This is a genomic window from Streptomyces sp. DG1A-41 (genome assembly GCF_037055355.1).
GTDB lineage: Bacteria > Actinomycetota > Actinomycetes > Streptomycetales > Streptomycetaceae > Streptomyces.
In genome coordinates this window covers 4,081,746-4,098,517 of record NZ_CP146350.1, presented here as the reverse complement: position 1 = coordinate 4,098,517, position 16,772 = coordinate 4,081,746, and the positions used below count along the sequence as shown (strand labels likewise).

The window sequence follows — 16,772 nt, the reverse complement described above, 5'->3', positions numbered from 1 at the left end:
TCTCCTGATCGGAAGCCCTGAATTCCTGCCGCGCGCCCGACAAGATGCAGCCAAAGTGTGTGTATCTTTCGCGGCTTATGTTCTTTTTGTGTGGCCCGACTTGCCCTGAAGTCAGGCGAATTCTCCCTACATTCCGGACCCTGCGCGTCCAGATTTCTCGTCCGATTGACCTGTTGCAGACGGCAGTTGGGCAGATACATTCAGCCGCGGTCGACGCGTTCCGGCGCACGCCCCCAACCGTGGGGGGTGAGGTCTGACCCGGGTCCGCGAAGTGTGGATCTGTGCAAGGGCCAGTAATAGGGGAGTTAGGCATGGCTCAGGGCACCGTCAAGTGGTTCAACGCGGAGAAGGGGTACGGCTTCATCGCGGTCGACGGTGGTGCGGATGTTTTCGTCCACTACAGTGCGATCCAGATGGACGGCTACCGCACCCTGGAAGAGGGCCAGCGGGTCGAGTTCGAGATCTCGCAGGGTCAGAAGGGGCCGCAGGCCGACATGGTTCGCGTCTCTGCCTGAACGCGCACCACGACCAAGCGCAAGCGACCGGTCTTCTCTGAAGGGCCCGCACCCCCGGGGTGCGGGCCCTTCGGCCTGTTCGGGGACCGGCGCCCGGGGTGTGGGTTCACGCCCCGGACCCGCTCGCGGCCTGTGGGCCAAGCCGGGTGAGCCCTGTTCGCCGGGGGCTGAGCGCCCCGCCCGAACCTCGGGAGCCGCTTGCACTCGCCATGCCCGAGTGCTAATCATTGCGTTAGCACTCTGAAGGTGAGAGTGACAACGTAAGGACCGGGTCGGTGAGGCCCGCAGGCCGGGTGGGAAGGAACCACGAGGCAGGCGAGCCGTCCGTCGCGGGCGCGGGCGCGGTCCGAAGTATTCACCCCCAGTCCTGGAGGGACCACTTCACATGGCCAAGATCATCGCGTTCGACGAGGAGGCGCGGCGCGGCCTCGAGCGCGGCATGAACCAGCTCGCGGACGCCGTCAAGGTGACCCTCGGCCCCAAGGGCCGCAACGTCGTCCTCGAGAAGAAGTGGGGCGCCCCCACGATCACCAACGACGGTGTCTCCATCGCCAAGGAGATCGAGCTCGAGGACCCGTACGAGAAGATCGGCGCCGAGCTGGTCAAGGAAGTCGCCAAGAAGACGGACGACGTCGCCGGTGACGGCACGACCACCGCGACCGTTCTCGCCCAGGCCCTGGTCAAGGAAGGCCTGCGCAACGTAGCCGCCGGCGCCAACCCGATGGCTCTCAAGCGCGGTATCGAGAAGGCCGTCGAGGCCGTCTCCGCCGCCCTGCTGGAGCAGGCGAAGGACGTCGAGACCAAGGAGCAGATCGCCTCCACGGCCTCCATCTCCGCCGCCGACACCCAGATCGGCGAGCTCATCGCCGAGGCCATGGACAAGGTCGGCAAGGAAGGCGTCATCACCGTCGAGGAGTCCCAGACCTTCGGTCTGGAGCTGGAGCTCACCGAGGGTATGCGCTTCGACAAGGGCTACATCTCGGCGTACTTCGCGACCGACATGGAGCGTATGGAGGCCGTCCTCGACGACCCGTACATCCTGATCGCGAACTCCAAGATCTCCAACGTCAAGGACCTGCTCCCGCTCCTGGAGAAGGTCATGCAGTCGGGCAAGCCGCTGCTGATCATCGCCGAGGACGTCGAGGGCGAGGCCCTGTCGACCCTGGTCGTCAACAAGATCCGTGGCACCTTCAAGTCCGTCGCCGTCAAGGCCCCGGGCTTCGGTGACCGTCGCAAGGCGATGCTCCAGGACATCGGCATCCTCACCGGCGGCGAGGTGATCTCCGAGGAGGTCGGCCTCAAGCTGGAGAACGCCACGATCGACCTCCTGGGCAAGGCCCGCAAGGTCGTCATCACCAAGGACGAGACCACCATCGTCGACGGTGCCGGCTCCGCCGAGCAGGTCCAGGGCCGGGTCAACCAGATCCGCGCCGAGATCGAGAACAGCGACTCGGACTACGACCGCGAGAAGCTCCAGGAGCGTCTGGCGAAGCTGGCCGGCGGCGTGGCCGTCATCAAGGCCGGTGCCGCCACCGAGGTGGAGCTCAAGGAGCGCAAGCACCGCATCGAGGACGCCGTCCGCAACGCCAAGGCGGCCGTCGAGGAGGGCATCGTCGCCGGTGGTGGCGTGGCCCTGCTCCAGGCCTCGCAGGTCTTCGAGAAGCTGGAGCTCGAGGGTGACGAGGCGACCGGCGCCAACGCCGTGAAGCTCGCCCTGGAGGCCCCGCTGAAGCAGATCGCCGTCAACGGTGGTCTCGAGGGCGGCGTCGTCGTGGAGAAGGTCCGCAACCTCCAGGTCGGCCACGGCCTGAACGCCGCGACCGGTGAGTACGTCGACATGATCGCCGAGGGCATCATCGACCCGGCGAAGGTGACCCGTTCCGCTCTGCAGAACGCCGCCTCCATCGCCGCGCTGTTCCTCACCACCGAGGCCGTCATCGCCGACAAGCCGGAGAAGGCCGCCGCGCCCGCCGGCGGCGGCATGCCGGGCGGTGACATGGACTTCTGATCGACCTGGTCGATCAACGTCCTTGCCGAGGGCGGCACTCCCTGTTCCGACAGGGGGTGCCGCCCTCGGGCGTGTCCGGGATCACAGAGGGGGCGGGATGGCCTGGGCGGGGCCGGATGGTTGGAACATGCGTCCTATGCGTATGCACATACTGTTCGGTATCCAAGAGGAGCCCCCACGTGACCGTCGACGCCTCCGCCGCCTCCCGTGCCGCCGAAATCCTGTCCCGGCCCGTATCGCTGGGCGGCCTGACCGTCCCGAACCGGATCGCGATGGCGCCGATGACCCGCATGTTCTCCCCGGGCGGCGTCCCCGGCGAGGACGTCATCTCGTACTACTCCCGCCGCGCCGCCGCCGGTGTCGGCCTGATCGTCACCGAGGGCACCTATGTCGGCCACGAGTCGGCCGGTCAGAGCGACAGCGTGCCGCGGTTCCACGGTGAGGAGCAGCTCGCGGGCTGGGCGAAGGTCGCCGAGGCGGTGCGCGCCGCGGGCGGCACGATCGTGCCGCAGCTGTGGCACATCGGCATGGTCCGCAACCAGGGCGAGCCGCCGGTCGCCGACGCCCCGGCGGTCGGCCCCTCCGGGCTGCGCATCGGCGCCGCCGAGCCCACCGGCAAGGCCATGACCCAGGCCGACATCGACGCCGTCATCGGCGCGTTCGCCGAGGCCGCGGCCGCGGCCGAGCGCATCGGCTTCGACGGCGTGGAGATCCACGGCGCCCACGGCTACCTGCTCGACCAGTTCCTCTGGGAGGGCACCAACCGCCGCACCGACGCCTACGGCGGCGACCCGGTCGCCCGCACCAGGTTCTCCGCGGAGATCGTCGCGGCCGTCCGCGAGTCCGTCTCCGCCGACTTCCCCGTCATCTTCCGCTACTCGCAGTGGAAGCAGGACGCCTACGACGCCCGCCTCGCCGAGACGCCCGAGGAGCTGGAGGCCATCCTGGCCCCGCTCGCCGCGGCCGGTGCCGACGCCTTCCACGCCTCCACCCGCCGCTACTGGGTCCCCGAGTTCGACGACTCCGACCTCAACCTGGCCGGCTGGACCAAGAAGATCACCGGCAAGCCCGCCATCACCGTCGGCTCGGTCGGCCTCAACGGCGGCGACTTCCTCAAGTCCTTCCAGGGCGAGGGCGCCGAGGTCGGCGACCTCGACAACCTCCTGGACCGCTTCGAGCGCGACGAGTTCGACCTGGTCGCCGTCGGCCGCGCCCTGCTCCAGGACCCGCAGTGGGCGCGGAAGGTCCTGTCCGGCCGCTTCGACGAGCTGGCGCCGTACGACCCGGCGGCGCTGCAGACGCTCAGCTGATCCCACAGGGGCCGCACACGGGGTGCCCTGGATTCACTTGCGTCAGTCAAGGACACTGGCCGGGCGCTTGTTACCGGCACCCCGTGAGGAGACCCACAGATGACGACGACCGAGTCCCACCCCCCGACCGGTGCCTCAGGCGAGCATGTCGCACCGGTCGTGCGCACCACCGCCGGTGCGGTACGCGGCCGCAGGGAGGAGGGCCTCGCCGTCTTCCGCGGCATCCCCTTCGCCGCACCTCCCGTGGGCGAGGCCCGCTTCATGGCACCGCGCCCCGCCCACTCCTGGGACGGCATACGGGACGCGTACGCCTTCGGTCCGCCGCCCCCGCAGGACCTCGGCAACCTCGGCGGCCCGGGCCTGCTCGACGTGCCCGAGGGCGACGAGTGGCTCACGGTCAACGTCTGCACCCCCGAACCCGACCCGGGCGCCCGCCGCCCGGTCATGGTGTGGATCTACGGCGGCGCCTACAAGCTCGGCCACTCCGGCCAGCCCGGCTACGACGCCCGGCGCATCGCGGCCGACGGCGACCTCGTGGTCGTGTCCCTCAACTACCGCGTCGGCATGGAGGGCTTCGCCCACATCGAGGGGGCGCCCGCCAACCGCGGCCTGCTCGACCAAGTCGCCGCGCTGGAGTGGGTACGGGACAACATCGATGCGTTCGGCGGCGACCCCGCCCAGGTCACGGTCTTCGGCGAGTCGGCGGGCGCGGGTTCGATCGCCTCGCTGCTCGTCATGCCGAGGGCGGCGGGGCTGTTCCGGCGGGCGATCGCGCAGAGCGTGCCGGGGACGTTCTTCTCGGACGCCCTGGCCCGTGACATCGGTACGGCTCTCGCCGCCGAGGTGGGGCTGCGCCCCACGGTCGCCGACCTGGCGACCATCGCCCCGCGCGAACTGACCTCGGCGGGTGAGTCGTTGAGCGCCAAGATGCTCCAGTACACCGACCGCTGGGGCCAGGCGGCGCCGACGGTCACGCCTTTCTCGCCGGTGGTCGACGGCGAGGTCCTGCCGGTCATGCCCTGGCAGGCGCTGGCGGCCGGTGCGGCGAAGGACGTCGACCTGGTCGTCGGCCACAACCGCGACGAGTACCGCCTCTTCGTCGCCATGGCGGGCCGGCTGGGCCAGATCACCGAGGAGCAGGCGACATCGGCCTTGCGGTTGTTCGCCCCGGCCCCGGACGGCGAACAGGCCTACCGCGCCGTGTTCCCCGACGCCTCCCCGAGCGAGCTCTACGAACGCGTCCAGACGGACTGGCTGTTCAACATGCCCTCCCTGCACCTGGCCGAGGCACAGCGCGCGGGCGGCGGCCGGGCACACGTCTACGAACTGACCTGGCCGGCCCCGGGGAACGGCGGCGCGCTGGGCGCCTGCCACGGCCTGGACGTCCCCCTGCTCTTCGGCACGTACGGGGCGGACCTCGGGCTGCTGCTGTTCGCGGGTGCCGAGCCGTCCGCCGAGGCCCTGGCACTGTCGTCCCGCTTCCGATCGTCCTGGACGGCGTTCGCGAGGTCGGGAGACCCGGGCTGGCCGGCGTACGACGACGAGCGGCGGCTCGTGCAGGTGCTGGACGCGGAGCCGGTGGTGAGGGCGTACCCGGAGGAGGCCTCGCGCAGGCTGTGGGAGGGCTACGACTTCCAGGCCCTGCCCCTGCTGTGAGCTACAGGTTGCCCATCGGCTCGATGTCGACCCTGACCGGCGTACCCCACACGCGCAGCACCTCGTAGTCGGTGAACTCGTGCACCAGCCGGTACGCCATGGCCGCCCGGGGAGCCTTGCGCTGGGCGGCGATGTACAGCTCGGCCTCGCGGCGGTCCCGGCGCGGGGTGCCGCACAACTGCCAGGTCTGGCCGGTCCACAGCTCCGGCAGCCAGCGCTGCTGGGGCTGGGGGCGGTCACCGCTCACGCCGTAGCGGGACTGGACCGGCTCGGTGGGCCGGTGCTGCGGAGCGGGGCCGTTGAACTCCGCCCTGCGGGCGGCCCGGCGCCGGGTCTCGCACAGCAGGCACAGGTCGGGGGCGGCCTCGTCGACCGGGCCGGTGGGGTGCTCCGGGCAGCGCGTGCTGGGAGCCGCAGTGGTGACGCTGTCCTCCAGCAGGTCCAGGGCGCGCTTCAGGTCGGCCCTGACCTCGTGCAGTTTGCCGTCCGGGGTGTCGGAGGTGAGGGCCTCCCCGTGCTCACCGAGGAGACGGAGGGCACGGCCTAGGGCGGTGAGCTGGGCGTGGTTCATGGTTCCTATTGTCGTCAGTCGGCGGAGTCCTTGAGCATCTCGGTGTCCAGGGTGATGTTCACGGGGGCGGGGCGGGGCGGGACGCGCTCGCGGGAGTGGGTGTCGTGCTGCCGTCGCTGGGCGTAGACCCGGTGACCGGTGCGAGCGCCGAGCCGTTCGCCCTGGTCGAGCTGGGGCGGTGCAACGTACGGACGGCCGAGCACCTGAACGAGGTACTGCGCTCGCTGCCCGTGCGGGAGACGCTGCGGGCTCGGGTCAGGCACGTCAACCGGGAGTCGAAGTCGAGGTGAAGCCGATCGGGTCAGCGGACTGCCGCCGCCAGCGCGGCCCGCAGGTGCCCGTCGGACTCCGCCAGCAGCCGGGCCGCCGTCGGGCCGTCCACGTCGGCCAGGATGGTCAGGATCGCGTTCTTCACCTCGCCGTCGGTGGCGGCCAGGGCCCGTTCGATCTCCTCGTCGCCGGCGCCGGTGGCCAGGGCGACGATGCGGTGGGAGCGGGCGCGCAGTTTGTCGTTGGAGGCGCGGACGTCGACCATCAGGTTCCCGTAGGTCTTGCCCAGGCGGATCATCGTGATCGTCGAGAGCATGTTGAGCACGAGCTTCTGTGCCGTGCCGGCCTTCAGGCGGGTGGAGCCGGTGAGCAGTTCGGGGCCCACGACGATCTCGACGCCGTGCTCGGCGGCGGCCGCGAGCGGGCTGCCGGGGTTGCAGGCCAGGCCGATGGTGAGGCAGCCGCGGGCGCGGGCGTACTCGACGGCGCCGATGGCGTACGGGGTGCGGCCGGAGGCCGAGATGCCGGCCACCGTGTCGTCCGGGGTCAGGCCGAGGGGCTCCAGGTCGGCACGGGCCAGTTCCCGGGAGTCCTCCGCGCCCTCGACCGAGGTGACCATGGCCTGCGGGCCGCCCGCGATCAGGCCGACGACCCGGGAGGGGTCGGTGTTGAAGGTGGGCGGGCACTCGGAGGCGTCCAGGACGCCCAGCCGACCCGCCGTGCCGGCACCCGCGTAGACCAGACGGCCGCCCCGGGCCATCCGCTCGGCCAGGGCGTCGATCGCGGCGGCGATCTGAGGCAGCCGGGCGGCGACCGCCCCGGCCACGGTGGCGTCCTCGCCGTTCATGAGCCGCGCGATGTCGAGGGTGGGCAGCCGGTCGATGCCGGCGAGTTCCGGCCGGAACGCCTCGGTGGGCAGGGACTCCAACTCGGCTCTGAGATCACGGGGGTCGGAGGTGGAGGTCATGGGACGGCTCTTTCCGTGTCTTTCCGGTGCTGGCCGGGGCTGGCTCAGGAACGATGCCGGTGGGCCAGCGCCTCGTACGACGCCGAGAGCGCCGGCGCCGCCGTCTCGTACGTCCGCTGCGCCACCCCCACGAACAGGCAGTCCACCACAAGAAGCTGACCGGTCCGGGACGACATCGCCGCGGGACGCAGCTCGCTCTCGCGGGCCGTGGACGTGGTGAGGACGTGGTCGGCGTACTGCGAGACCGGGCCGTCCGGGCGGCCGGTGATCGCCACCGTCGTCGCCCCGCGCTCGAAGGCGACCCGCAGCGGCTCGATGACGTCCCCCGTCGACCCGGAGTGGGTGATGGCGATCGCGACGTCCCCCGCGCGCAGTTGCACGGCGTTGGTGACGGCCAGGTGCGGGTCGCTGTGGGCGTGCGCCACCAGCCCTATCCGCAGGAGCTTCTGCGTGAGGTCCTGCGCGACCAGCCCGGACGCCCCGACGCCGTACACGTCCGTGCGGCGGGCGGTGGTCAGCGCCGTGACGGCCGCGCCCAGTTGGACGGTGTCGAGGCCGGCGGCGGTGTCGGCGAGGGTCTGCTGCTCGTCGTAGGCGAGCTTCGCGACGACGTCGGCGATCGGGTCGTCCACCGCGATGTCCGTCGTGATGGCCGGGGCCCGGCCGGACTGCTGCTGCGCGGCGAGACCGGCGAGGGCCAGGCGCAGGTCCCGGTAACCCGGATAGCCCAGCAGCCGGGCGGTGCGTACGACGGTGGCCTCGCTGGTGCCGGTGAGTTCGGCGAGGCCGGTGACCGTGAGGGCCGCGCAGCCGGCCGGGTCGCCCGCGACGGCCTCGGCGACGCGCTGCATGGAACGCGTCATCGACGGGCCCAGCGTGCGGACCTTGGCCGCGAGGGCGGCGGGGCCGGCGGGGTGCCGGGCGGGCCGGCCATGGCACCTGTGCCGCCGGTACCGCCCGAACCGCCCGTGCCGCTCGCGCCGCCGCGCTCGTCGGCGAAACTTTCCTTCACTCTTCGGGTCACTTCTGAAAGATATTTTCGGCTCGGCGTCGTGGTCAAGAGTGCGCACAATGGGGGCATGGACCCCATCGACCCCCTGGAGCAGGCGCTGCACGCCGCGCGCGCCCTCGTGCTGGCCGACCTCGTCGCGGGACGCGTCGCTGAGGCGGACGTCGTGTCGCTGGTCGAGGAGTCCGTCGTGCAGCGGCGGTGGTGGGTCGAGCAGTGGCCGGAGGGCGCGCGGTACGTGGCCGGTCTGGTCGCGCAGGACGTGCAGGACGCCCTGCTGGAGCGCTACGGCCGCTGGCCGCTGTGCCCGGTGTGCGGCACCGGCGACCCGCACGCGCTGGACGTGGAACCGGAGTTGGGGCCCGACCCGCACTGGGTGTGCAGCGAGGCGGGCGTGAAGGTCGCGGCGCTGGGATCGCTGCGCGAGGCACTCGGCGGGGCGGAGCCCTCGTGACCGTCTACATCGACCCGCCGACCTGGCCCGGCCACGGCCGCATGTGGTCCCACCTGGTCAGCGACGTCTCGTACGAGGAACTGCACACCTTCGCCGAACGCCTCGGCGTGCCCCGGCGGGCCTTCGAACGCGACCACTACGACATCCCCGCCGAGCGGTACGCGGACGTCGTGGCCGCCGGGGCCGTGGAGGTCGGCAGCCGCGAGGTGGTGCGGCTGCTGCACGGGGCGGGGCTGCGGCGGCCGAAGGGGCGGGCTCAGTCGCCGGGTTCGCGCAGTTCGTAGGTGACCTGCTCGGTGTCCTCCGCGACGGCTTTGAATCCGGCGCGGGCGAGGACGTTGTGGGAGGGCGTGTTGTCCCGCTCGACGTTCGCGACGACGGTCCGTACCTCGTCCCGGGACAGCGCCCAGGCCGACAGCGCGCGCAGCGCCTCGGTGGCGTAACCGTGGCCCCGGGCCGCTTCGACGAGGTCGTAGCCGACCTCCACCCGCCCCGACTCGTCCGGGACGCCGTGGAAGCCCATGGCGCCGAGCGCGCGGCCGTCCTCGCGCCGGACCAGGACGTACATGCCCCACTCCGGCCGGTGGACGCCGTCCTCGTACTGCTTGAACACCAGCCCGGCGCCGACCCGGGTGCCCTCGATCGGGCCGCCGTCGAGCCACTCGAAGCCGCCGTCGCCGACCGTGGACAGGTCGGTGGCCGCCGCGGGGGTGACGCCCTGGAGTGTGAGCCGGTCGGTCGGCAGCACCAGGTTGTTGGACCAGCGCCACTCGGTGACCGGCGCGCGGCCGGGCAGGTCACCCCGGCCGGTGGCCCACAGCAGGGTCCGCCACGGGGTGGGGCCGGGCTGGACGTGCGGGAAGATCCGGGTGAGGACGAAGTCGCACAGCTCGGGGGCCGGTTCGTACGCCACGCCCAGGCCCTCGGCCAGGTCGTGGGTGTGCAGCAGCACCTCCGCCGTGCCCATCGCGGCGAATCCCTCGCGGTTCGCGCTGCGGAACGGATACGGATGGAAGGCCCGGACCTCGCGCGGGGTGGTGCGGATCGCGGCGGCGAACAGGGCGCCCATCGTGCGGATCACCCGCAGCGCACCCGCGTTGTCCGTCCCCTCATCCAGCGAGATCTCGAAGGGCGTGTACCCCTCGGGCTCGCGCCCCGCCAGCTGCCCCGCGTACCCGATGAGATCCCCGGCGATGTGCACCGCCGTCTCCCGGCAGCTCCACTCCAGCCGCCCGGCGCGCACCGCCTCCCAGTCCCGGTCGGTGACCGCCCCCAGCACGCCCACGCACTCGGCGACGGCCTGCTCCACCTGTTCCGCACCCGTTGTCCACATGCGGGGCAGGTTACGAGGGGGCGTCGGGCGGAAGCGACAGCATTTCCAGCTCGGCGGTGAGGTTGTAGCGGGCCGTCGCCTCCCACTCCGACGCTCCGTACGGCGTCCTGAACAGCCTCGGCAGGTCCAGGAGTTGGCGCAGGATCGCCGAGCGGCCGGTGCGGAAGGCGTCGTTCGGGACGAAGTGGTACTCCTCGCGGACGGCGGCGGTGTAGGCGGCGTACGCCGACGGGGGCGAGGCGAGGATCGCCAGGTCGGCGTCGCACAGGACCTGGCCGTCGGGGTCGTCGTCGGCGGGGTCGTGGCTGGTGGTGAGACGGACCAGACGGGTCACCTCGGCGGTCCGGGCGGCGGGCACGCCGGCCTCGGGGAGGGCGCGTTCGGCGAGGCGGGCGGAGCGTTCCTCGTTCTCCGAGCGGTCGGGGAGGTAGACGGCATCGTGGAACCAGGCGGCCAGCCGGACCACGTCCGGGTCGTGCGCGTACTTCTCCAGTACGTCGATGTGGTCCAGAACCGCCGTGAGGTGCCCGACCGTGTGGTAGCGGCGCTGCGGCTCCTGCCAGCGCCTGAGCAGGTCGTCGGCGTACGGGACCGGGTCCGGGCCGCCGGCCGGGCCCCGGGCCGCTTCCAGGGTGCGGACGAAGCGGGCGCGGAGGGCGTCGAGATCGGCCATGGGGGCATTCTCCCGCTCCGCCGCGTGTGACACCTAGCGTGGGTCCTATGACGACTCCTGCTGATGTGCACGGCGTACGGGACCCCGAGCAGCCCGGGCGGCTGCTGACGATCGAGCGTGACGCGCTGATCCCGCTGCTGCGGGGCAGGGCCGAGGAGGACTTCGCGCTGCCCGTGAGGGCGTGTCCGGGCTGGTCGGTGCGGTCGGTGCTGGCGCACTGCTCGGCCGCGCTCAGGCGGGTGGTGGAGAACCGGTTCGAGGAGGGCGTGTTCTCGCCCGAGTCGAACGACCGGGACATCGCCGAGCGGGACGGCTGGAGCAACGCGCGGGTCGTGGACGAACTGGAGCGCGGGATGACCGAGGCCGGACCGGTGATCGCCGGGGCGGGCGGGAAGCTGGACGGTCTCGCGCTGGGGGAGTGGGTGCACGCCGGGGACGTGCGCGAGGCCTTCGGGGAGCCTGGGGCGTACGGCGGGGCCGGGCTGCCGGACGCGCTCGCGCTGCTCGCCCGGATCACCCGCGAGCGGGGACATGTGCCGGTGCACGCCGACCTCGACGACCTGGACGAACCGCTGAGGCTCGGGGAGGGCGGCGGGGAACGGCCTCCGGGGCGCTTCATCGGGGACGGGCCGACGCTGGTGCGGCTGTACACGGGGCGGCCGGTCGACGGGGCGCCCGCGTTCGAGCTGGTCGGGGTGGAGGCGAAGGAGCTGAACATCTTCGGGTGAGGGGCTCTCGGCCCGGCGGGGTGCTTGGGAGCCGGCGGGAGCGGGCAGCGTAGTCTTTGATTGGACTAGACCTGTTTCCGGAACGCCGACGCCATGCTGATTGAGGGGCCCCATGAGCAAGCGTGCAGTCCTGGAGGTGATCGCCCTCGGCGTCGAGGACGCGGTCGCCGCCCAGGCCGGAGGCGCGGACCGCCTCGAGCTGGTCACCGACATGGCGGCCGACGGGCTCACCCCGTCGGCCGCCACCGTCGCCGGGATCCGGCGGGCCGTCGACCTCTCACTGCGGGTGATGCTGCGGCTCACCGACGGCTTCGGCGCCGGGGACGTCGACCGGCTGGTCGGCGTGGCAGCCGGACTGCGGGAGGCCGGGGCCGAGGAGTTCGTGCTCGGGTTTCTCGACGCGGAGGGCGAGGTGGACCTGGCGGCGGTGGAGCGGGTCGTCGGGGTACTGGACGGCTGCCCCTGGACCTTCCACCGGGCCATCGACCGGGCCGCCGACCGGGACGCCCTGCGCAAGCAGCTGGATGGCATGCCGGGGTTGGACACGTATCTGACGGCCGGGGCGGCGGGCGGGGTCGATGACGGGCTTGCCGTGCTGCTCGCCGAGGCGGGGCGTTCCGGGGAGCCGGGGTACGAGCAGCGGTTGCTGGTGGGGGGTGGGTTGCGGCTGGAGCATGTGCCGGTGTTGCGGGGGGCGGGGGTGGATGCGTTTCACGTCGGTGGGGCGGTGCGGCCGGGGGGTTGGGCCGCACCCGTGTCGGCGGAGGCCGTTGCGGAGTGGCGGGCTGCGGTGGACGGTTCCTGAGAACAACTGGGCGTTGCTGCCGGGGCCGGGTGGGTTCGCAACCCGGCGGTGCGGGGTGCCGCTGCGCCCACCCGTGCCGCCCTTGGCGGCACAAGTGCCCGCAGCCAGGTCGGCCGAGTGCCCGCAGCCAGGTCGGCCGAGTGCCCGCAGCTAGGCCAGTTGTGGCGGCAGCGGGGCCGCATGCGTCACCGTCAGCCCCGACACCGCTCGCGTCAGCGCCACGTACAGGCGGCGCAGGCCCGTGCGTTCGTCCGGCTCGCCGTCGACCACCGCCCGGGGTTCGTCCAGGACGACGTAGTCGTACTCCAGACCCTTCGCGAGTGACGCCGGGACCAGGGTCAGGCGGGTCTCCAGGGTGGTCTCCTCGCCGGGGCTGAGGTAGGGGATCCCGGCCTCCGTCAGGGCCGCCGCCAGCTCCGGGACCCGGGCGTCCGCGGCGATCAGGCCCGTCGAGCCCTCGTGGCGCAGTGACTCGCGGCAGGCGTCGACCACGTCCGTCGTCCCCGCGACCGACCGGACCTCGAAGTGGCCCGGGTTCTCACGGATCGACACGACCGGCGTGAGCCCTGGGGCGATGTGCGGGAGCAGCCGGGAGGCGTAGGTGATGACGTCCGTCGGCACGCGGAAACCGGCCGTCAGCTCCTCCACCACCGCGTCCGGCTTGCCCAGGTGGGCCAGCGCCTCCTGCCAGCCGCGGGTCGCCCACGGCGTGGTGCCCTGCGCCAGGTCGCCGAGGACCGTCGCACTGCCGGTCGTGCAGCGGCGGCCGACCGCCCGGTACTGCATGGGGGAGAGGTCCTGCGCCTCGTCGAGGACGACATGGCCGAGGGAGTGCGTGCGCTGGATGAGGTCGGTGGCCTCGTCGATGAGGACGGCGTCGGCTGCCGACCACTTGGCGGACTTGACGCTGCGCGCCGGTCTCGCCCACAGCACCGCCTTCTGCTCCTCCTCGTCCAGGATCCCCGCCGCGTGCTCGGCGAGGAAGTCCGCGTCCGACAGCAGGCGCAGCACCAGCTTCGCCGGGTCGACGGCCGGCCAGACCGCCTTCACCGCCGCCTTGACCGCGCTGTTGCGGGCCACCGCGTCCTGCACCCGGTCGTCCGGCGCCTCCCCCGACCGCTCCATCTGCACCAGCACGGCGTGCGCGATGCGCTGCGGCAGGGCCTCGCGGGCGGCGCCGTAGCGGATGTCGCGGTCGAGCAACTCGCGGACGGTGTCCTCCAGTTCGTACGCCGCCACGCGCCAGCGGCGGGAGCCGCGCACGACCACGACCGGCTCGGTGGGCATCGTGACGTGCGAGTACAGGGCCCTGCGCAGCACCTGCGCCATGCGGGCGTCGCCCTTGACGCGCGCGGCCGTCGCGTCGTCCGTCCCCTTGATCTCCACGTGCGCCACCAGGTCCTCGACGGTGGCCTGCTGGACCGTCAACTCACCGAGGGCGGGCAGCACTTGCTCGATGTAGTGCAGGAAGGACCGGTTCGGTCCGATGACGAGCGTGCCGGTGCGGGCGAGGCGCTCGCGGTGGGCGTAGAGGAGGTAGGCGACCCGGTGCAGGCCGACGGCGGTCTTCCCGGTGCCCGGCCCGCCCTGCACGCACACCGTGCCGGAGAGCCCCGACCGGACGATCTCGTCCTGCTCGGGCTGGATCGTCGCGACGATGTCCCGCATCGGGCCGACGCGCGGCCGCTCGATCTCCTGCTGGAGGAGCTTGCTGGTCCGCGCCGCCTCGGCCGGGTCCGACAGGTGCTCGTCCTCGTACGCCGTGAGCTCGCCGCCCGTGTAGCCGAAGCGGCGGCGCAGCGCGATGTCCATCGGGTTCTTCTTGGAGGCCCGGTAGAACGGCTGCGAGACGGGCGCGCGCCAGTCGATCACCATGGGGTCGCCGTCGGCGTCGTGCACATGCCGCCGCCCGATGTAGAAGCGCTCGCCCTCGGCGCCCTCGGCCTGCTCACTGCCCGGTGCGTGCAGATGGTCGAGCCGTCCGAAGAACAGCGGGGTGTCGCTGAGGTCGGCCAGGGCCTTGATGCGCTCCTCGATCTGGTGGGCCAGTACCTCGGCGTTGACCCAGTTCGCGGTGACGTCGCTGATGTCGAGGGCCTCGACGTCCTCGCGCATGGCACGCAGGGCGGAACGGGACGCGGCGAGGTGGGAGCGCTCACGGGAGAGCGGGTCGTCGACGGGCGTGGACAAGGGGGTGCCTCCGGAGGACCTGCTGAAGAGATGGCGGTGAGATGCCGGCCGGTTTCCGTCCGGTCGGCGGCGCTCCGTGAGGGAGGCGGGCAAGAGCGGAGATCCTAGAGGAGCGCGCGAGGCGACCGCCAACGGTTTTTCCCGTCCCCTGATTCCCCGTCCCCCGTTTGTCGTCTCCCGTTCCTCGTCCCCTGTTTCTCATCCCCTAGGGGATGAGGGCCTCCTCCCTGAGGGGCAGGGGTCGGTCCCCAGGCGTACGAGCAGAGTACGCGGATTCGGTCCTCAGGCCGACGCGGACTTTACGTGCGGAAACGCACCATGGAGACATGAGCGCAGCAACCATCTCCCCCGCCCCGGCGCAGGGCCGCCCGCCCGGCGCCACAGCTGTGGCAGGCAGCCACCACCGTCATCTCCTCGGCGACGCCCTGCGCGCCGTCAGGGTGTTCGCGGGCGCCGCCTTCGACGTGATCATCCTCGGCGAGTACGGCGAGGAAGCAGGTGTGGTCCGCCGCAAGTGAGCGGCGCCGCCGCACCCGCGTGGCCGGCCTGCCAGCTCTCCGCGAGCAGCTCGTCCGCGTCCATGATCCGGTACGCGTACCCCTGCTCCGCCAGGAAGCGCTGGCGGTGCGCGGCGAAGTCCTGGTCGATCGTGTCCCTCGCGACCACCGAGTAGAAGTGCGCCTGGTGACCGTCGGACTTCGGCCGGAGCACCCGGCCCAGCCGCTGGGCCTCCTCCTGGCGCGACCCGAACGTGCCGGACACCTGGACCGCGACCGTCGCCTCCGGCAGGTCGATCGAGAAGTTCGCGACCTTGGACACGACGAGCACGCTGATCTCGCCCTCCCGGAAGGCGTCGAACAACTTCTCCCGCTGCGCGTTCGACGTCTCGCCCTTGATCACGGGCGCGCCCAGATGCTCACCCAGCTCGTCGAGCTGGTCGATGTACTGGCCGATGACGAGGATCTGCTGCCCGGCGAAGCGGCGGACGATCGCCTCCGTGACCTTCCGCTTGGTGTCGGTCGTCGCACAGAAGCGGTACTTCTCCTCCGCCTCGGCCGTGGCGTACGCGAGCCGCTCCGCGTCCGTCAGATTGACCCGGACCTCCACACAGTCGGCGGGCGCGATGTAGCCCTGCGCCTCGATCTCCTTCCAGGGCGCGTCGAACCGCTTGGGCCCGATCAGGGAGAACACGTCCGACTCGCGCCCGTCCTCACGCACCAGCGTGGCCGTGAGGCCCAGCCGCAGGCGCGCCTGGAGATCCGCCGTGAACTTGAACACCGGCGCCGGCAGCAGATGCACCTCGTCGTAGACGATCAGGCCCCAGTCCCGGGAGTCGAACAGCTCCAGATGCGGGTAGACGCCCTTCCGCTTGGTCGTCAGCACCTGGTACGTGGCGATCGTGACGGGCCGGATCTCCTTCTTCGTCCCGCTGTACTCGCCGATCTCGTCCTCGGTGAGCGACGTCCGCCGCACCAGCTCGTGCTTCCACTGCCGGGCTGAGACCGTGTTCGTGACGAGGATCAGGGTCGTGGACTTCGCCTGCGCCATCGACCCGGCGCCGACCAGCGTCTTGCCCGCGCCGCAGGGCAGGACGACCACGCCCGACCCGCCGTGCCAGAAGTTCTCCACCGCCTGCTTCTGGTACGGCCTGAGCGCCCAGCCGTCCTCGGCCAGTTCGATCGGGTGCGCCTCGCCGTCGACGTACCCGGCGAGGTCCTCGGCCGGCCAGCCCAGCTTCAGCAGCGTCTGCTTGATCTGTCCCCGCTCGGAGGGGTGCACGGCGACCGTGTCCGGGTCGATCCGGGCGCCGACCAGCGGCGCGATCCGCTTCGACTTCAGGACCTCCTCCAGAACCGGACGGTCGGTGGTCGTCAGGACCAGCCCGTGCGCCGGGTGCTTGGACAGCGTGAGCCGCCCGTAGCGGTCCATCGTCTCGGCGATGTCGACCAGCAGCGCGTGCGGCACCGGGTACCGGCTGTACTGCACCAGCGCGTCCACGACCTGCTCGGCGTCGTGGCCCGCCGCGCGCGCGTTCCACAGACCCAGCGGGGTCACCCGGTAGGTGTGGATGTGCTCCGGCGCCCGCTCCAGCTCGGCGAACGGGGCGATGGCCCGACGGCAGTCGCCGGCCTGCTCGTGGTCGACTTCCAGGAGCAGGGTCTTGTCGGACTGGACGATCAGCGGACCATTCACGCGTGGCACCCTTTCCCGCGGCCGGACGGCTCGGACGGCTTCGAACGACTCGGCCAAACGTCCAGTGTGCCTGATCGTCGCCGTCCCGAG

The 16,772-nt window shown here is 71.9% G+C and carries 16 protein-coding genes and 1 pseudogene; 9 read left to right on the top strand and 8 right to left on the bottom strand.

The features are described 5' to 3' along the window. The first annotated feature begins 311 nt into the window (after positions 1-311). The 4 genes from V8690_RS18910 to V8690_RS18895 all read left to right on the top strand — a co-directional run bounded on the left by V8690_RS18910 (position 312) and on the right by V8690_RS18895 (position 5,489). On the top strand, positions 312-515 hold the full coding sequence (locus V8690_RS18910) for a cold-shock protein (protein ID WP_010035953.1): 204 nt from the start codon (positions 312-314) through the stop codon (positions 513-515). A 385-nt stretch (positions 516-900) separates the two neighbouring features. Then, positions 901-2,523, top strand: coding sequence for a chaperonin GroEL (groL, locus tag V8690_RS18905; RefSeq protein ID WP_338780397.1), 1,623 nt, complete (start codon positions 901-903; stop codon positions 2,521-2,523). Positions 2,524-2,702: 179 nt separating this feature from the next. Continuing rightward, positions 2,703-3,833 carry an NADH:flavin oxidoreductase gene (locus tag V8690_RS18900; RefSeq protein WP_338780395.1) on the top strand — a complete coding sequence of 377 codons (1,131 nt, stop codon included), beginning with the start codon at positions 2,703-2,705 and terminating at the stop codon, positions 3,831-3,833. Positions 3,834-3,932: 99 nt separating this feature from the next. Further along, complete coding sequence (locus tag V8690_RS18895; protein ID WP_338780393.1) at positions 3,933-5,489, top strand: carboxylesterase family protein; 1,557 nt, start codon at positions 3,933-3,935, stop codon at positions 5,487-5,489. 1 nt (position 5,490) lies between these two features. Here V8690_RS18895 and V8690_RS18890 read toward each other — a convergent pair whose 3' ends face one another. From V8690_RS18890 to V8690_RS18875, 4 genes and pseudogenes are all read right to left on the bottom strand, one after another. Further along, on the bottom strand, positions 5,491-6,060 hold the full coding sequence (locus V8690_RS18890) for a hypothetical protein (RefSeq protein WP_338780392.1): 570 nt from the start codon (positions 6,058-6,060) through the stop codon (positions 5,491-5,493). 14 nt (positions 6,061-6,074) lie between these two features. After that, on the bottom strand, positions 6,075-6,323 hold the full coding sequence (locus V8690_RS18885; RefSeq protein WP_338780391.1) for a hypothetical protein: 249 nt from the start codon (positions 6,321-6,323) through the stop codon (positions 6,075-6,077). Positions 6,324-6,361: 38 nt separating this feature from the next. After that, positions 6,362-7,297: an N-acetylmuramic acid 6-phosphate etherase gene (gene murQ, locus V8690_RS18880; RefSeq protein ID WP_338780389.1), complete on the bottom strand. Its 936-nt coding sequence runs from the start codon at positions 7,295-7,297 to the stop codon at positions 6,362-6,364. A gap of 44 nt (positions 7,298-7,341) precedes the next feature. Then, positions 7,342-8,231: pseudogene (locus V8690_RS18875) on the bottom strand (MurR/RpiR family transcriptional regulator). A gap of 145 nt (positions 8,232-8,376) precedes the next feature. Between V8690_RS18875 and V8690_RS18870 the strand changes: the two are divergent. Further along, positions 8,377-8,760, top strand: coding sequence for a hypothetical protein (locus V8690_RS18870; RefSeq protein ID WP_338780387.1), 384 nt, complete (start codon positions 8,377-8,379; stop codon positions 8,758-8,760). Further along, entirely contained in the window at positions 8,757-9,044 is a 288-nt protein-coding gene (locus V8690_RS18865) for a DUF4031 domain-containing protein (protein WP_338780386.1), read from the top strand. Before V8690_RS18870 ends, V8690_RS18865 begins: the two co-directional genes overlap by 4 nt. Here V8690_RS18865 and V8690_RS18860 read toward each other — a convergent pair. Further along, the gene (locus V8690_RS18860; RefSeq protein ID WP_338785398.1) at positions 9,017-10,069 is read right to left on the bottom strand and encodes a GNAT family N-acetyltransferase; all 1,053 of its coding nucleotides are present in this window, start codon (positions 10,067-10,069) and stop codon (positions 9,017-9,019) included. The two genes, V8690_RS18865 and V8690_RS18860, sit on opposite strands and share 28 nt — an antisense overlap. Before the next feature lie 34 nt (positions 10,070-10,103). Further along, positions 10,104-10,766 carry a hypothetical protein gene (locus V8690_RS18855; protein WP_338780385.1) on the bottom strand — a complete coding sequence of 221 codons (663 nt, stop codon included), beginning with the start codon at positions 10,764-10,766 and terminating at the stop codon, positions 10,104-10,106. Positions 10,767-10,813: 47 nt separating this feature from the next. Between V8690_RS18855 and V8690_RS18850 the strand changes: the two genes are divergently transcribed. After that, a complete protein-coding gene (locus V8690_RS18850; protein WP_338780384.1) occupies positions 10,814-11,494 on the top strand; it encodes a maleylpyruvate isomerase family mycothiol-dependent enzyme in 681 nt (226 codons plus the stop codon). 112 nt (positions 11,495-11,606) lie between these two features. Beyond that, entirely contained in the window at positions 11,607-12,299 is a 693-nt protein-coding gene (locus V8690_RS18845) for a copper homeostasis protein CutC (protein ID WP_338780382.1), read from the top strand. A 150-nt stretch (positions 12,300-12,449) separates the two neighbouring features. On the opposite strand, the gene V8690_RS18840 is transcribed toward V8690_RS18845, so the two are convergent. Continuing rightward, on the bottom strand, positions 12,450-14,489 hold the full coding sequence (locus tag V8690_RS18840) for a UvrD-helicase domain-containing protein (RefSeq protein WP_338780380.1): 2,040 nt from the start codon (positions 14,487-14,489) through the stop codon (positions 12,450-12,452). Between the two features lie 326 nt (positions 14,490-14,815). Here V8690_RS18840 and V8690_RS18835 point away from each other — a divergent pair, with 326 nt between their 5' ends. Continuing rightward, positions 14,816-15,007: a hypothetical protein gene (locus V8690_RS18835; protein WP_338780378.1), complete on the top strand. Its 192-nt coding sequence runs from the start codon at positions 14,816-14,818 to the stop codon at positions 15,005-15,007. Here the strand turns inward: V8690_RS18835 and V8690_RS18830 are convergent. Beyond that, the gene (locus tag V8690_RS18830; protein ID WP_338780377.1) at positions 14,958-16,682 is read right to left on the bottom strand and encodes a DNA repair helicase XPB; all 1,725 of its coding nucleotides are present in this window, start codon (positions 16,680-16,682) and stop codon (positions 14,958-14,960) included. The genes V8690_RS18835 and V8690_RS18830 overlap by 50 nt on opposite strands. Between the last annotated feature and the right edge of the window lie 90 nt (positions 16,683-16,772).

Excerpts from the sequence above, each read along its gene's own strand:
- V8690_RS18895 (WP_338780393.1), top strand. The coding sequence starts at position 3,933 with ATGACGACGACCGAGTCCCACCCCCCGACCGGTGCCTCAGGCGAGCAT.
- groL (WP_338780397.1), top strand. The coding sequence starts at position 901 with ATGGCCAAGATCATCGCGTTCGACGAGGAGGCGCGGCGCGGCCTCGAG.
- murQ (WP_338780389.1), bottom strand. The coding sequence starts at position 7,297 with ATGACCTCCACCTCCGACCCCCGTGATCTCAGAGCCGAGTTGGAGTCC.
- V8690_RS18910 (WP_010035953.1), top strand. The coding sequence starts at position 312 with ATGGCTCAGGGCACCGTCAAGTGGTTCAACGCGGAGAAGGGGTACGGC.
- V8690_RS18845 (WP_338780382.1), top strand. The coding sequence starts at position 11,607 with ATGAGCAAGCGTGCAGTCCTGGAGGTGATCGCCCTCGGCGTCGAGGAC.
- V8690_RS18835 (WP_338780378.1), top strand. The coding sequence starts at position 14,816 with ATGAGCGCAGCAACCATCTCCCCCGCCCCGGCGCAGGGCCGCCCGCCC.
- V8690_RS18870 (WP_338780387.1), top strand. The coding sequence starts at position 8,377 with ATGGACCCCATCGACCCCCTGGAGCAGGCGCTGCACGCCGCGCGCGCC.
- V8690_RS18890 (WP_338780392.1), bottom strand. The coding sequence starts at position 6,060 with ATGAACCACGCCCAGCTCACCGCCCTAGGCCGTGCCCTCCGTCTCCTC.
- V8690_RS18855 (WP_338780385.1), bottom strand. The coding sequence starts at position 10,766 with ATGGCCGATCTCGACGCCCTCCGCGCCCGCTTCGTCCGCACCCTGGAA.
- V8690_RS18850 (WP_338780384.1), top strand. The coding sequence starts at position 10,814 with ATGACGACTCCTGCTGATGTGCACGGCGTACGGGACCCCGAGCAGCCC.